Annotated in this window: 11 protein-coding genes; 2 read left to right on the forward strand and 9 right to left on the reverse strand. The window is 42.1% G+C overall.

Annotated elements, in window-relative coordinates:
• Window positions 1-170: 170 nt before the first annotated feature.
• The 3 genes from WJR50_RS00920 to WJR50_RS00930 all read right to left on the reverse strand — a co-directional run bounded on the left by WJR50_RS00920 (window position 171) and on the right by WJR50_RS00930 (window position 2,820).
• Window positions 171-1,250, reverse strand: coding sequence for an AI-2E family transporter (locus WJR50_RS00920; RefSeq protein WP_341291325.1), 1,080 nt, complete (start codon window positions 1,248-1,250; stop codon window positions 171-173).
• A 91-nt stretch (window positions 1,251-1,341) separates the two neighbouring features.
• Window positions 1,342-1,578 (reverse strand): hypothetical protein, encoded by a 237-nt coding sequence (locus WJR50_RS00925; protein WP_341291326.1) that lies wholly within the window; start codon window positions 1,576-1,578, stop codon window positions 1,342-1,344.
• 216 nt (window positions 1,579-1,794) lie between these two features.
• The gene (locus tag WJR50_RS00930; RefSeq protein WP_341291327.1) at window positions 1,795-2,820 is read right to left on the reverse strand and encodes a toll/interleukin-1 receptor domain-containing protein; all 1,026 of its coding nucleotides are present in this window, start codon (window positions 2,818-2,820) and stop codon (window positions 1,795-1,797) included.
• A gap of 664 nt (window positions 2,821-3,484) precedes the next feature.
• On the opposite strand from WJR50_RS00930, the gene WJR50_RS00935 reads away from it, so the two are divergent.
• Both WJR50_RS00935 and WJR50_RS00940 read left to right on the forward strand, forming a co-directional pair.
• Window positions 3,485-4,135 carry a PQLLE family protein gene (locus WJR50_RS00935; protein WP_341291328.1) on the forward strand — a complete coding sequence of 217 codons (651 nt, stop codon included), beginning with the start codon at window positions 3,485-3,487 and terminating at the stop codon, window positions 4,133-4,135.
• Between the two features lie 389 nt (window positions 4,136-4,524).
• Window positions 4,525-4,830, forward strand: a complete 306-nt coding sequence (locus WJR50_RS00940; RefSeq protein WP_341291329.1) for a hypothetical protein — start codon at window positions 4,525-4,527, stop codon at window positions 4,828-4,830.
• A gap of 31 nt (window positions 4,831-4,861) precedes the next feature.
• Here WJR50_RS00940 and WJR50_RS00945 read toward each other — a convergent pair whose 3' ends face one another.
• The 6 genes from WJR50_RS00945 to WJR50_RS00970 all read right to left on the reverse strand — a co-directional run bounded on the left by WJR50_RS00945 (window position 4,862) and on the right by WJR50_RS00970 (window position 16,236).
• A complete protein-coding gene (locus WJR50_RS00945) occupies window positions 4,862-5,197 on the reverse strand; it encodes a hypothetical protein (protein WP_341291330.1) in 336 nt (111 codons plus the stop codon).
• Window positions 5,198-5,250: 53 nt separating this feature from the next.
• A complete protein-coding gene (locus WJR50_RS00950; RefSeq protein ID WP_341291331.1) occupies window positions 5,251-5,478 on the reverse strand; it encodes a hypothetical protein in 228 nt (75 codons plus the stop codon).
• 261 nt (window positions 5,479-5,739) lie between these two features.
• The gene (locus WJR50_RS00955; protein WP_341291332.1) at window positions 5,740-5,979 is read right to left on the reverse strand and encodes a hypothetical protein; all 240 of its coding nucleotides are present in this window, start codon (window positions 5,977-5,979) and stop codon (window positions 5,740-5,742) included.
• A gap of 182 nt (window positions 5,980-6,161) precedes the next feature.
• Entirely contained in the window at window positions 6,162-6,509 is a 348-nt protein-coding gene (locus WJR50_RS00960) for a hypothetical protein (RefSeq protein ID WP_341291333.1), read from the reverse strand.
• Between the two features lie 3 nt (window positions 6,510-6,512).
• Window positions 6,513-10,094 carry a fibronectin type III domain-containing protein gene (locus WJR50_RS00965; RefSeq protein WP_341291334.1) on the reverse strand — a complete coding sequence of 1,194 codons (3,582 nt, stop codon included), beginning with the start codon at window positions 10,092-10,094 and terminating at the stop codon, window positions 6,513-6,515.
• A 58-nt stretch (window positions 10,095-10,152) separates the two neighbouring features.
• Window positions 10,153-16,236, reverse strand: a complete 6,084-nt coding sequence (locus tag WJR50_RS00970) for a T9SS type A sorting domain-containing protein (protein ID WP_341291335.1) — start codon at window positions 16,234-16,236, stop codon at window positions 10,153-10,155.
• Between the last annotated feature and the right edge of the window lie 8 nt (window positions 16,237-16,244).

The following is a 16,244-nucleotide window of genomic DNA, read 5'->3' on the forward strand; positions in this document are numbered from 1 at the left end:
CCCTGCTCTGCCTAAACGCTGGTGCACGGCGTAGTAAAGTTCCTTAAAAACAAATAAAACATCAACGGGTAAGCGACAGCAAATAAGGAATGTGACAAATTTATTTTGCCCTGATTTTCAGTGAGGAAATGCAAGCATAGCTTTTAAAGTGCGAAGTTTCAGAGAAGCAACTACTCTTTTTTATTCTGCATGCGCTTCTCCGGTTCCAGCAGCGTGTCCGTATCGCCCAGTACATCTTCTACGTACAGCATTTTTACCGCTACCATCACCAAAGCAAAGATAGGCGTAGCCAGTACCAGCCCCAACACACCAGTAAATACGCCCAGCACCAGCTGAGCGACCAGTACCATTGCCATCGGCAGCGAAATCTGGTGACGCTGTATCATGGGTGTGAGGAAATTACTCTCTACGATCTGGGCCACGATATAAACCAGCGCGGTAAGCAGCATTTTGTGCAAGCCCAGCGGAGCAGCCACCAGTACTCCCAGCAATAAAGCGATCAGCGGCCCGAAGTTAGGCACAAAGGCCAGAATACCGGCGATAATCCCCAGGATGAGTGCCAGCGGAACACCGATCAGCCATAAACCCAGCCAGGTAAAGACCGCTACGATCAGCATGGACAGCAGCTTACCGGCCAGCCAGCTCCGCAAAGTGACACCCAGCGTATCCAGTACTTCCTTGGCCCGTTTTCTCCGGGCTTTGGGAATCAGGTGGAGGAGTCCCTGCTGATAAGGTTTGGGGCCGGCGGTGATCAGGAAACCCATGAACAGTATGATATAGATATCGCCCAGCACACCGAATACGCCAAAGACTGCCGAGAAGAATCTGCCCGAATTGCTCTGTAGCTTCTGCTGAATGTCGTTGCGCTCCAGGTATTGAATCACCTCATCGCCCCAGGAGGTTTGCCGGAATTGCTGCCGGGCTTCCTGCAATGAATTAGGAAGCTGCTGGCTCAGTTCCTGAAACTGATGACTGATGTAAGGACTGAGCGCCCAGCCTATGCCACCCAGCAATATAAAGAAGCCGATGACTGAGATAAGTACCGCCCAACCCCGGGAAAGAGACGTACGATGGGCGATCCAGCGACCGATGCCCCTGAAAAAAGCGGCAACTAATATGGCAGCGATGATGATCAGTATGACACGAAAAACAGCACCCAGGAATAAGATAAGGAGTACTAGGGCACTGATGATACCCGTAGCGACTAATACTTTCCGGGGGAAGCTATAGCTTTCAGAAGAAGATGACATGCGTAGAAGTTTAAAAAATAGTTTGTTTTCGGTCTACCAAGCTAACCTGATAAGGAAAGGATGGTTTTGAAAAGGGGGAAAAGCTATCTTACTAATAAGTCTTGCCAATGAAAAACTGTATCAATTGTTTGGTTCGGGTAATCATTTCTTCAGCATCAAGGGGTTCCGATAATAGCTGATTAATTCTGTTGCTGCTGAGTGTTGGAAAAGTCTGTTTTATGGCCTCAGGCTGATCGGTAGACTGTCGTTTGATGTTGACCATGATGGATTCCAGTTGTGCTATGGTATCTTCTATTTCAGTGCGCGAAAATTGGGCATGTTCTTTCATAGGTATGAGCTTTAAGCTTGTTGAAACGGCATAAACCCGAAGTGAGTTCTTAACTATACCTCACTCCACCTACCGCAAGTTTGAGCGAAGCGGTAACTTGTGGTTCTTCTCACATTCTAGCTTGCCTTCAAGTTACGCTTCGCTAAACTTGAAGGAGAAAATGTTTTTAAAAATGGAGAGGAATATATATTTACATTAGATCATCAGCACTCAAATTTATTGTCTAAACCTTTTGCTTTTCTCTTTCTTAATTTCCTCAATAATGAATAAAAAAGCTGATTGAACAATTTCTCTTGAGTTATAACTTTCTTTATTCAAGAGCCAAACAATTTCTTTTTTATAATTCAAATCAATATGGTAACGTTTCTCATTTACTATTTTAGGTTCATTGATAGGAAAATAACCTGACCTGCTTTTTAATCTTACAACCCCATTCCAGTATCGGACTAATAAGATGGAATTTTTAGTGCTATTAACATATGCCGTTCTCCAATAAAAGCTTGCTGAATATCCTAATGCATGTACAATTATAGATTCATAATCGTCACTCTCACACACAAAAGGAATATCTGTAGTACTCTTATATAATGTTACTTTTTCCTTAATTAAAGAATTAAGTTTTTGAGTCTCGCTTCTAAATATTTCTACTCCTTTTGGTGAATCCAAAATTGAATCAATCTCCTTATTAATTTTTTCTTCATCCAATAATGAGTTTGCTATATCAATGATAGGATCAATATCATTTTTAGAAAAGTTAGGAATTTTCCCAAGTTTGGGCTTTTCTAACAAAGTTTTTTCATAAATTATCCTGGTTAAGTCATATAGTTTATTGATGAAAAGATTGTCATCATCCATTTGGTGATACACTTTAGATTTTAAAAATTTAGGAGCAGAAATATTCAGTGACCCTTTTCTTAGAATAGGTATAAACTTAACCTTAGAAATAGGAGATTCAAAAATCTCTTGAGTAATCATTGAAGTTTCATAACCTACGCCACTTTTTCTTCCTTCAGCTTTTAATTTATAATCTGGTGTTAAAATAATTAAAACTTTATCAGCTTCTTCAATAGAGCTTTCCATAAAATATGTCAAATCTTTACCTGCACTCAATTCAAACTGATCAAGTATAACATTGATACCAAATTTTTCAATCAAGTTCTTTGCTAAATTAAGCACCCATTCTTGATGTTCAGGACTGTCCCATGAATATGAAATAAATACTGTTTTTCTTTTATTGCTCATTCTTTATAAAATTGATTACCACCAAACTTTAGCCCGCTCCAAGTTAGATTTTACATTCCAAACTGAACTAAACCCACCTACCGCAAGTTTAGCGCTAGCGTAACTTGTGGTCCTTGTCTTTAAGGGAAGTTTGCCTCCACGTACCTTTAAACCTCAAAAAGATACAGGAATTATTAAATTTTACCAATCCCTACAAAAGGGCATTTTCACCCTTTTTCATTTTTCTGCATTGCGCCTTTTTTCAGCAAGTAAGAAGGGCGTGCTATTCTTTTCATCAGGTGGAAAAAATGGTAAATCAAGGCTGCATGTCCACTGATCCTGCCGGAAAAATGCCTGCGCAGTTTTCCTGAATCTTTTTTCTTACATCAACCATACACCAGCAGGGCTGCGGCACCTCTTTTCCCTATGGAAAAAGGCTTGCGCAACTTTACATCACCATTTTTCCTCAGGAAAAATGCTTGTGCAATTCTCCCCAAGCTCTTTTCCGGGCGTCTCACTGCTTCCGCAAATTTTCTTAAGCTTATTTCCGGGTGGATGAGTGCTGCTGCGGCATGCAGGAAGATGAATTTTCTGCGGATGTAAGCTTTTCATATTGGCGCAATAGTAAAAGTTAGGGAGAAGTAGGAATTTCATCTTTACAATAAACTTTTCAACCACAAAGCTTATGGTAAAGAAGAAGAATATCCCCCAGCGGATAGAAGATGTGAGGCTGTTGATCTACGGAACGATGAACCAGCCCCTTGTAAGTGAAGAAATGGCCAAACTTGGCTATTCCTTCAAGGAAATGCAGAAAGCACAGGCGATGGTAGATAAGGTGACGAAGCTACAGACCGAAAAGTCCAGCAAGTATGCTTCCCAGTATAGTGCCTCGGAGCGCTACAAGGAGGATCAGGCAGCCGCCTGGGAGTTGTATAACTATCATATACGCTCCGCCAAGCTGGCCTTTCGCCGTGACATTATTATGCGGAAGCAACTGCAACTGGATATGCCCCGCAAGCGTAGTCTTGCCGGATGTATAGAGCAGGCAAGCTATTTCTATGGCACGCTACAGCAGATGCCGGAACACTTTGGCAAAATGGGTGTTACTGCCGAAGAACTGGCGCAGGCACAGGCCATGATGGAAGCCCTGGCCGATGCCCATCGCCACTATAAAGGTTTGCAGGGAGAAGCTCAGATGGCTACCCAGACCCGCAACATCGCTATGAAAGAGCTGGATGCCTGGGTACGCAGGTTTAACAAAGCCGCCCGCCTTGCCCTGCATGAGCACGACCAGTTACTGGAAGGCTTAGGGCTGCTGGTAAGGAGTAAAGTTTAGTATTGATTGAGATCTGGCAGATTTCTGAAATCCGTATGTGATTAACACAGGAAAACATCCTTTATATTTGTCATTCAGAAAGAATCGCAACGGCGAACCGTCTTGCTGATTGTTAGATAAGAAACTTGTTTAGCGATGTTTAATTAGGCGCTTTGATGTTAATTAAATGACATCCAAGCCAAGTTTAAAAAGATTTCTCCTGAAAGACATAATGAGACGCTCATATCACATACCTAAAATCTGCCAGATCTTCTCCTCACATTTTGAGCCAATTTAAAACGTGAATAATTGCTGTTGTTGTGCCATTTCTATTTACCACTCAGCCATTATCTAAAGTGTACTGTAATTAATATGGCTATTGGGGATATGAACATTAAACGTGCTTACTCATGAACTATGTACAAGAACAACAAAAGAGGTTAATGAAAGAAAAACTTCTATGTAAAGCAGAACTTACAGACAAGGATTTCGGGGATATTATTTACTCATACCAGACTGCATCAGGTAACTCAATGGGGTCAGGTAAAATAATGGGTATTCTTAATTTTTTAAAAGAAGGTAATTCAGTAACACTTTTTCATGAAGATGGAAAAACTGAAAAGATCAAAGACAAATTTGATCTTGCAAATTTAATTAAATCCATTGATAGTCTAATTGACATAACTTCAAGCAGGTTTTTTAAAGAGTATTTTTAAACTAATTCATTTGATTGTGAAGGGCAGTTTCCTACCAAGGGATGTAATGATACTCTGTTCCGCTTTTACTTATAAATTTTTCAGAGGAGAGAATGGTAAACCTTTTTGTTACCTCAAATCTCGAACCTTTATCAAAGACCAACTCTATCTCATTTCCATTTATCAATAGATTAGCGTGCCTTTTCTCTTTTAATAATTCCTGCCTTGCAAATTTTGGATTATTTGATTTGCTAAAAGTCATTACAAACCCTCCCTTTCTAAACCAAAGAGCTGTATACACATCCTTTCTAATCACATTTCCAGCGTGCAAATCTTCATAGTGGAAAGGCTCTGAAATATAGTAACCTGATTCCTCAATTATCTTCATTCAACAAATTGATTTATGAGCTGCGAATACAATTGCTTTAATATGGAGATGAGTTATATTTCCACGTGTCTTGATTGATATTTTGAAGGAGATTGCTGAATTTTTCTTGCTAAATTTTCAATATACTTTTCACCATATTTATAATATTCTTCAATTTCCGAAGGTTTTAAAACTACATTTATTTCAAAAATGCCAACACTTCCGCAGACAGCAGACAATATTAATTTCTCTGCTTTCTTATAAAGAGAATAATCCCACTTCTTATCGATAATTTTATCCATTTGTAGATTTTAGAAACTCTAGCAGGAAGGTGTGTTCTTAAAATCCCACCATCAGACCGAATAGTTTTGATAAGATATAAATCTGTGCTGTAGCCAATACCTATCTCTACTTCATTGTTATCATGATCACAAAACTTAAATTTCCTTATCATTTCAAAATATATTCAATAGGTACTAATCTATCTACAACAAGTTTGAGCAAAGTGGAAGAGGGTATTTTATAAAAGACATGCCGTATCAGGAAGAGCAAGCTTATATTTTTTACATCTTTATTACTGGAACAATTTCTCGGTCTTTAAATACTTCATAATTGCTTCTTATTTGTTCTGATAATTGCTTGAGACCTTCAAAATCTAGGCTTGCTTCCTCATTGGTAAGTTTAAAACTCCTGGAAAAATCTACCATGCTGGATGAAAAAACAACATTCAAAACAAAACCATGGTTAGTCTTGTACAAAATGAAGTCCCAGTTATTTTTAGCCACTTTTTCTAATACTTTCATCTTTATAAATCTTTTACTGTATAATCAATATCAAGCTGCATACCTTCAGTTTTAATAATAATCTACCTACCGCGTTTGAGCGAAGCAGAAAAGGGTAGTTAGTAAAACACCAGACTATTCCCGAGACAGTACAAAATCTTTGTAAAAGCCATTTGAATCAATGCTTTTTACACTTACATCTTTTAGGACTTTTTGATTTTAAGCTGCCTAATTATATCTTTAGCAAGTTTAAATGCAAGTTCATTTCCCAAACTATCAGGAGATCCTAATAATTTAGGATACACTTCATAGTCATTTTTTACCTTACTACCATTAATAACTAAATTAATGTTCCATGGCATATCTAAAGGGTGAGTGCTCAACTTTAAAATTATTATATCCTTGACATTAGAAGAAAATGTTATTTCAAAAGAAGTGTTGTGTATTATACAACTTTCAAATGAATAGTATCCGATAGTTTTTTTTTGAGATATTAATTCGCTTTTCAAATTAGAAACTATACGTTCGGCAAGTAGAAATATATATTCCATAGACTAAGGGAAAATAGTGTTTAGCTCCATGTTGTAAAATAAACTAGGGTTATTAACATTTAATGGATACCCAATATCTATTACTTCATAATCTTTGTCAATCAATTTTTGAGCCCATTTTTGATTTGCTTTATACATAAGTGTTTTTGGAATAGCTTCATCTGTAATCCATCCTTTACTGTTTGTAGCATATTGGCCACTAGTATTGCTAAAATCATCTACTATCTCCTGCCAACTGTATGTATTCCCATCAATATCAAATGTATAACTTGACTGATATGCGTCATTAAATGCTTCAACTTGTTTCCCTTGAGCCTGAAGAGTAGAAACCACATCATTAACATGAGCATCCATCTTTCTACCAATTACAGCTATTTTACCATTACTACCAGCCTTTACTTGAATAATTCTCCTACCTGCAATCTTATCGCCAGCTTTAAATATTGTAACTGTAACATGTGAGGTTTCATCCACCCATTTTTGCCAGCCTTTTGATTTGACCTCACTTGAGACCTGTTCAGCAGTTTTACCAGGGTTACTTTTCAAATAGTTATTAACAAATTTAATCTCATCTATTTTGGTGGCGAGATCATCAATTCCCGCATCATGAAGCGCCTTCCAAGCATCCACTAATCCATCTTGATTGGCGGCATTTTTAAAAGTATTATCCCAAAGTTCCGTACTAGCTACTTCATCATAGAATTTGTTGTATACATCATCAGGCCAGCTCTCCAGGATACTTTTGCTTTTGGCCGATAAGTTGTCAATTCCTCGGGCAGCTGCCCCAATAGCCACTCGTATGTCTCCAATATCCTCAGCGTCAATAGCTTTTCTAAGCTTAGTCAATTCATCGGCGGGGCTTCCAAGCTTCTTGAGTTTATCCAGTAGCTTAAGCTTAAACGCTTTGGAAAGTTGCTTTACTTTGCCAAAAGGCGAAAGAATGCTCAATACAAATACAGTTGCTCTACCCTGATCGTAAGGATCGTCATAGTGGGCGGCTACATATGCTGTAGTGGCATCATATAATTGTGTGGCTTCTTCCGGACCAATGTCAATACCCAGAAAACATTGGTTTAAGGTGCGGATAATGTCTGAAGGATTTTCAGAGCTGAATACGCTCACTAACTCAGTACCCTGCGTCAGGCAGTCTGTCCGATTCTTTATGTAAGCCCTAACAGCTTCAGTACCGGCATCCAGCATTCCGTTAACATCAATCTCTTCTACCAAGGCGTGTGTAGCTCCGCAAGCGAATTGTCCCCAATCTCCCTGGCTGGGGCAATTCTCGCGGCTACTCAGGCAATAAAGAGCTTCTACCTCACCTGCATTGACCGCCAGTACTACAACTTTTTCCAGGGAGTAGTCCTCCTTCATGCGCTGCCAGAATACTTCTTTCGCCTTTTGAATCCCTTGATCCAGGCAGCCTCCGTTGAGACCTATCTCATTGAGGAATTCTTTCAGCTCGTCAATTAGGCCGTAGAAGGTAATTTGTAATGCTACCGCTTTTTTCACCTGAGCAAGCTCTTCCTCATTTAAGCTAGCTTCATCCTGCTTCAGCAAAGAGGCAATGTGACTTTGATGATTTGTAAGGTCCTGCTGAAAGGAGGCAGTATTCTCACGTACTTGCTGAAATGTGTGCTCGCTGATATAGGATAAAAGTTCAGCATCGGCAGGAAATCCTTCGGGCAAACTGGCAAGCACCCGCATCTCCTTCTCACTTAAGGGACCTTTGCCGTGTACTTCTAACCAGGCATTAACCGCCTCTTCAAACTCATCCAAAATAGCCAGGAGTAATGCATTATCAAAATTTACTTGTTTATCTGAATTACTATTGGTTGAGCTACTGCTTTTTTCATGATGTACACCTCCACTACCGTCTACACTATACTTATTACCCTGACTATCCTCTACGGCTAGGGCTTCCCCCTCCTGAGGGGCTTCTTCGGCTACTATAGCTTCCTGGCCCTGAGCGTCTACCGCTATGACTTGCCCCTGTTCGTTGACATAGACCTGAGCAATTTCTCCGTCTACAATGATGTTGGTAATTTCCTCTTGTGCTGAAGATTGTTGATCTGGCTGGGAATCCGATACTGTTTTTTGCTGAGCAAGCGCTTCTTGATCTTCTTCCGGTTGCGGGGGATGCTCCTCTTCCCAACGTTTTTGAAAAGCTTCTAAATTCTCGCTCAAGGCCACGACCTCCCCTTGTACAAGATTGTAGTCTTCGTCTACCCAGACCTCATCAAATTTTACAGGGATTTGCAGGCTCAGATAGGGCACATGCATAACGCCCCAGCCGCTGAAAATACCATCACCTCCTCTTACTTCTCTTAGCTGCATCTCAAAATCTCCTACCTGCCAGTATTGTCCGGCCATAGCCGTAGCCAGGGGTATGCTGGAAGCCGTAATATTAGGAGAGAAAACTGTTCCGCAGGCAGCCACAATGACTTCAGGTGTAATAAAGGTCTGTAGTTGGCTGTAACGAGACACATAATTGTTAAACAGACTGGCTACCCTGAGTTCATAGGTAGTTTCGGGTTCTAAATCCCTTAGTACTACCTGCTTATCACTGGTCTCTATGCTAAACCAGCTTAAAGCTTCCTCTTCCTGCGCTGTCTTACGTCGGTACTCTACCCGGTAGCTATCCGGATCAATAGAAAGATGCCAGTTGACCAAAGCTTTGCGGGCGTTTTCGGCATACACCCGAATGCCATCAGGAGGGTTGAGCAGCAGTCCTTCTCCAAAAGTGAAGCTGCATACTTCGCTATATCCTTCGTTTTTGAATACCGCCCGGCCTTCAATATCCAAAGCCCGTACCCGGAAAGCATACTTCTGACCAGGAATTAATGCGGCATCGGTGAGGCCATAGAGATAGCTGGTTTCCGTAGTGGTAGTTTGCAGCAAAGGAATGGAAGAGCGGATAGCATCATCCACATTACGGTCGGTAGGAAATACTTCTACCAACGTGAGTTCATATTCAGTAGAGAAGGGTGAAGCAGGGTTAATATTCCCCCCATCCATCCACTGAAACAGGATATGTGTGGGGTCCATGAGAGGCAGCGTGGTTCCACAAATAGGCGCGGTGATGCGAGGGGGCTCGTTGAGGGTAAACCAGGCCATAAAAGTAGCCGGACGACTCAATGAACGATCGGCTCTGCGATAGTCAAGTACTTCTATGGTAAACTGATAAAAGCCTTCGGGCAGTGCCCTTCTTTGTTCATACTCCGCTCGGCTGATACCCGAAAACACTAGGTTGCGACTATCCAGATAAGGCGCTAAGGTTTCACCGGATACTATCAGAGGAATACCTCCTTCTAATGTGATGGGCGGCGGCAGATAAGAAGGGTTGGTTTGCAGACGAATGCCTGAGCCTTCTATGGTTAGGCGAAGCTGCACGTCATATACTGGCTCGCTAAGGTCGCGGAGCAGTAGGTAGACCTGCATTTGCTCGCTACCGGGACGGGCATAGTCTGCCAGATATACTGAATAAGGAGGTGTAATCTGTAAGGTAGCATTTACCGGCCGATTCTGTGCATATAAATTTCCTCCTGCTATAAGCAATACTCCTATCAGCACCCATCTTATCAGCATAAAGGAATTCTTTGGCAATTTCAGTATATATTCTTTCATCTTTCTTGTCTTCCTCTGCTTAGCGTAATAGTATTCTGGCTGCTTTTTGATCGTACTGAGTCATCAGGCGTAAATAGTATTGCCCGGAAGCATACCTGCTGATGTCAAACTCAAAAGAATAGGTGTCACTATCCTTTTGCTGAATCCTGCCTATTTCCTGCCCATTAGTATCATTAATGAATGCGAAAAGAGAGGTTACGGAGTAGAGCGTTACCTCCACCTGAAAACGCCCGTTCGTTGGGTTTGGAAAGATCATTACGGATTTGATTCCCTGTGATCCCTGGGCTAAGCGAGCGTTGGTATTCAAGTCTTTTTGAGGTGGAAAGAAAGCCACTGTTTTGGTGATAGAATCCGTGCATACGCTATAATAACCTACCAGGGTAATCTGGTAATCATCGGCCTCTTCAAACGTAATCTGTGGTTCCCAGGAGGAAGCATTTAGGATATCTGCTTCCGGTGGAAAGTGCCAATGTACACTATCCGGTAGCGGAAAGCATACTTCGGTTAGGGTAAGGGTATCACCAACTATAAGCTCACTAGTTTGCAGAAAGTTTACTTCAAATAAAGTATCATAAGTCAGCACTTCAGTTTGTGCTACTTCATGACAGCCTTGCTCATTGGTAACCCTAACCTGATATGTTCCGGCCTGATCCACAGTAAGATAAGCATCTGTGCTCAAAGGCGATCCGTTATGGGTCCACTGGTATTGCCCCTGAGGTATGCTGGCATCCAGTGTTACGGACTGATCAAGGCAGAGCGTCACGGTATCCGGTAGTTGCACCGCAATTTGTGGGGCTTCTTCAATCACCACTGTCTGCTGTGCCTGGCATCCCTGTGTATCCGTCACAGTAACCTTATAAGTTCCTGAGCATAAATTCTCAGCCTGTGCATTGGTTTGCCCAGCTACATCACTCCACTGGTATTGATAAGGTGCTGTGCCTCCCTGTACCGCAATTGCCGCCTGACCATCACATCCCTGAAAGCAGGTAGGAGCCTTGCTGCTGATAAGCTCCAGTTGTAAAGAATCCGGGGGTGACATGCTGAACTCCTGTGAAAGTGAACAGCCTGAAGCATCCGTAACGGTCAGGGTATATTCCCCCCGACAGAGATTAGTCAGAGTAGGTGCAGTTTCGGAGCGCCCTTCCCATTGGTAGGTATAAGGAGTTACTCCTCCCGAGATCTTCAATTCCAGTTGGCCGTCACAGGCCTCATAGCAAGTAGGAGCTTCCCAGTGAAGCGTGTCAATCCGGAAGGCTTCGGGAGAGCCAATGGTGACAGAAGAAATACTTACACAGCCACGTTCATCTGTTACGGTAACAAAATACTTACCTCGAGCCAGTTGAGTGGCAGTAGGGCTAGTTTGTACCAAAGGGTCATTCCACACATATTGATATGTCCCACTGCCGCCGGTAGCTTCTACTGTAGCCCTTCCGTCTGAAGAGGTGAAACAGCTAGCATCCTGCCTCCCTACAATCTCACTAACAGGACCATCCAGGTCATTGATGACTTGCGTGAGGTGAACCATACAATTTTTAGCATCTCTCACATATACATCATAGACACTTGCGGCCAGATTAATAGGATGAACTTCTTCTGAGATAAGCTCCCTTTTTTGATTTATCCATTGATAGAGGTAAGGGGGTGTTCCCCCATTTACAATAAGCCGGGCTTCTCCATTGGCCTGTGTACATGCCGCTTCCACCACATTTTCTATAGTAGCTGTAAGTAGAGAAGGCTCAGTAATATCTACCAGAGTGAGGCTTTGGCAAGCCAGGGAATCCTCTACCAGCATGGTATACTGACCTATTGGATAACCGGTGAAAAGAGCTTCCTGTTGCCAGCTAATACCCTCATCCAATGAATAACGGTAAGGAGGTGTTCCTCCGTTAACATTGGCTTGGAATTGGGCATCACTAGCTCCGAAGCAGCTTACATATTGCACTACTTCAGGCGTAGCTGTAAGCATATCAGGTTGGGATACATAAATATCAACCTTTACCTCGCAACCCATAGTATCACGAACGGTCACTTGATAATTTCCGGCTGACAGTTTATCATAAGCTGTTACATCAGAAAAAGCCTCTCCCTGCCAGGAATATTGGTAGGGTGGATAACCTCCCAGAGCTTCTACTTCCACAAATCCATCGGATAAGCCATAACAGCTTACATTAATTTGTTGAAACATGCTTGCCTGAAGCGCTACTTCAGGTTCTGTTACCGCAATCGTATCTACCAGCTGACATGCATGAGCATCTGTAACTGTAAGTACATAATCACCTTGAAGAAGGCCGCTAACCATAGCTGTATTAGCTGAAAGTTCATGCCAGCGATAAGTATAAGGAGGCGTACCTCCGATTACTGTAGTGGCAATGCTTCCACTTGCTGTTCCTTTACATTGGACAGGTATTGTCTCATAGCTAAGCTGTAAAGGAGCATCTGGCTCGCTAAGCGTTACGGACAGGCTGGCTTGGCAGCCTCTTGTATCCTGTAGATGTATTTGGTAGTTACCTGCTATCAGCTCTGTAAACAGCGGACTGTCCTGCCAGTTTTCTTCGTCTAAAGAATAACGATAAGCCTGTGTTCCTCCACTTGCAGCTACTTCAATCATCCCGCTGGACTCAGCATGACACAAGATGTCTGTTTTGCTTATCAGCGAAAGTACCAACGTATCAGGCTGCATGATGGCAGCTTCAGCTGTAAACGCACAGCCCCGACTATCTTCTGTGATCGTTGTATAGGTTCCCGGAAGAAGCTGCTTAAATAAGCTATCACTTTGAAAGGTAGCTCCCCCATCTATGGAATAGCGATAAGGAGGAGTACCTCCGTCTGAAAGTATGGCAATCTGTCCATTCTCTTCATCAAAACAACGTACGGGTGTGACCAAGGGAGTAGTATACAAAGCAGATGTTGGTTCCTGAATCTGGACGCTGTCTATAAGGACACAGCCCTCCGCATCAACCACTGATAGGGTATACCAGGCAGGAGCGAGCTGATCTATATGAGCGTCCGAACTGGCTGTTTCCTTCCAAAGCAGATGATAAGGCGCTTTTCCTCCGCTGATGGTAGCGGTAATTTCTCCATTGTTCTCCTCATAGCAGCGCACATCTGTTTTATTAAAAGAAATGACTAAAGGGTTGTTAGTCGTTATGCTTTCTGTGAATACAGTCAGACATTCCTGCGAATCCTTAGCGGTGAGGCTATAAGTACCGGAAGGTAATTGCGAGAAAGTAGGGCTATCCTGCCACTCACTGGTACCCATCCGGTACAGGTAAGGACCGACACCTCCTTCGGCTTCTACAGTAATATATCCCGTACTATCACCAAAGCAACGGATATAGTTTTTCTCCTTTGTGGTTAGGATTAACTTTTCAGGAGAATTAAGCTTGACAGACTGGGTAAAAACGCAGCCTCTTTCATCTTTGACTTTAAGCTCATAGATACCGGCGGTAAGCCCGGTAAATATAGATTCGGTAGAAAAATTTCCTTCGTCTAAAGCAAACCAGTATTGGTTGCCAAAAGGGTTGCCATTGCCTCCAATGGCGCTTGCTTCTACCCATCCATCATTACCACCGAAGCAGGATACCTGATAACCATTATATTCGGAAACTGTATGCTGAAGAGATAAGGCTTCCAAAGGCTCAGTGATGGTAAGTATTTCGGGGTAAGTTAGGGTACAACCTTCCCGGTCACTTATCCGGATATGATAGTTGCCCGGAGCAAATAAAGATTGCTCTGTAAAAGGGGTAAACTTAGTCTGTGCTTCTTCCCGATACGTGAATATGTAATCGCTCCAACCTCCACTAACTAATGGGAGAATCTGTCCGTCATTGGCTCCTTTACAGCTTACATGCTCCACATTGATTTCATCAATAACTAACTCTTCAGGATCTGTAAGGATATGTTCATCAGAAGTAAGCTGACAACCATTTTTATCCGTAACGATAAGGCGATAACGGGCATCATAGAGCTGGCTTATTTGATGAGATACTGCACCACTTCCGGCATAGTTATACCATGAATCTGATACTGATTCTCTTTCCTGCCACTGATAAGTATATGGAGCAGTTCCTCCATTTACCGCAGCTGTCAATTTTCCATCATAGGCTCCTGAGCAAATGATATTTTGCTGACTTATGGTAAGGGTGAGAGGGGAAGGCGCAGTGATGTTTAGCGATTTGCTTATGACATCAGAACAAGCGGAACCACTATTCTTTACAGTAAGCGTATAGTTTCCTCCACGATTTACAGTAAATGATCCATTGGTATTACTTTGGTTATAACTTCCAGAAGCATGTGCTAATGTATACTGATAAGCACCACTACCTCCACCAGCCTTAGCTTTAACTGTACCTGTTTCTCCGGCACAGCGCATATCGTTTTTGGAAAAAGATGAAATGGATAAAGGGGTAAAGCCAAGACTGATCGCTTCTTCCTGAAAAGGTAAACAACTTCTGCGATCATGGTCATATACCCTAACTTCATAGTTATTACCTGCTGAAAGACTACTAAAAGTATGTGATACATTTGTAGTGTTACTTTTCGTTGCTATTCTGCTTGAGCCTTTCCAAAGTTCATAGTCATACCTACCCGGACCGTTGGATATGTTTACCCTGATTTTGCCATCATCCGGATTGTCACATTTTGGGTTTACTGTAGAAACTGAGGCTACAATTTTGGGAGGAGCAGTTAAGGTAAATGATTTGCTTAAGCTTGTACCATTACACGGATCAGTAGCCGTCACGGTATAAGTACCAGCAGGTAAATTAGAGAAATTTGCCTTATTGTAATTTTGACCTTTGTTGCTTACAGGAGGTCCATCTGCTATTCTGAATACTATAGGCTTATCACTATTGCCACCATTTACTTCTACATAGATACTGCCTGTACCATCAGAGCAGCCAGGGTTATAGCTTTGGCTACTGCTATTCCAACTGATATTGCTGACTGTGCCTACTGTAACAGTTTGAGTCATATCACAAGCACTCAGGAAAGGAGCATTATTGCGGTAATTGCTAAGCCTGAGAGTATAAGTCCCTGATTCCAGATTATTCAAAGTATAATCATTGGTTGTGACTCCTCCGGGAACAGTAAAAGTATCTCCTCCGACTTTGGTGTAATCAAGACGATATTTACCTGTACCATTTCCAGTGACTTGTACCCTGATCTTGCCGGTTCCTTCCACAGAACAGGAAGGCTGAATAGCCGCAGCGGTAAAACTGGGACCCACAGGGTCTACTGCTATGCTACTTACATCACTATAGCTACCATACGCATCATTGGCCCAGGACCGTACCCTAAAATGGACTTCTTGACGATCAGTTAAATTTTCTAATTCCGGTAGATCTTTAAGCGATATGGTTTTATTTCCGCCATTATCGCTAGCAATAGTAGTACTTCCCAGTGATTGCCAACGAGGTATGTTTAAACCAAAAACTGTATAGTAGTCACCCACAATCCAGTATTCCCAGTTGAGATGTACCTGATCAAGAAATGAAGGGTATACATATGTCTCGGTGCTTAAAACAATATCATCATTTACACACAAGTTTGAGGAGCTTTTGTTAATGCCAGGAACACTCGGCTCCGGAGGTGTATAGTAAAACTCATACGTAACCCTGTTATTAGTATTATAAGTAAAGGCTTTTCTCATCACAGAGCCAGTTGAGATACCTGGAGGTTGTTCTCGATAAAGGTCGTAAACTGCTACCGTACCATTGGGGCCATAGTGGTTATCATCTCCACTACTATAGCTGCAATTATCTCCCTCATCCTCTTCCCAACTTTCCATGGTAATACAGAGTGCCGGGTTATCACTGTCATAGCCAGGTACTTTATCATGCTTTATTTCATTTACAATTTCATGTTCGTCGTACCACCATCCAGGGTCTTTAGCATGTTCTTCAACACAAATAGAGGTGCCTTTGTATGAGAAGTTCCAACGATATTCATTCCAACCCTGGCCAACTCCGTCACCATCCTCACCCTGGTAATAAGCCACTACTTTGATACTTACCTCAGTTGATCCTGCTTGTCCCCAACTCAAGTGAGTTATTAATAACAGGACTGGCAAAAGTTGCCCTACCCGATATATCAATCTATCCATACTTTATT

Origin of the sequence: Catalinimonas locisalis, assembly GCF_038039535.1 — a bacterium.
Lineage (GTDB): Bacteria > Bacteroidota > Bacteroidia > Cytophagales > Cyclobacteriaceae > Catalinimonas.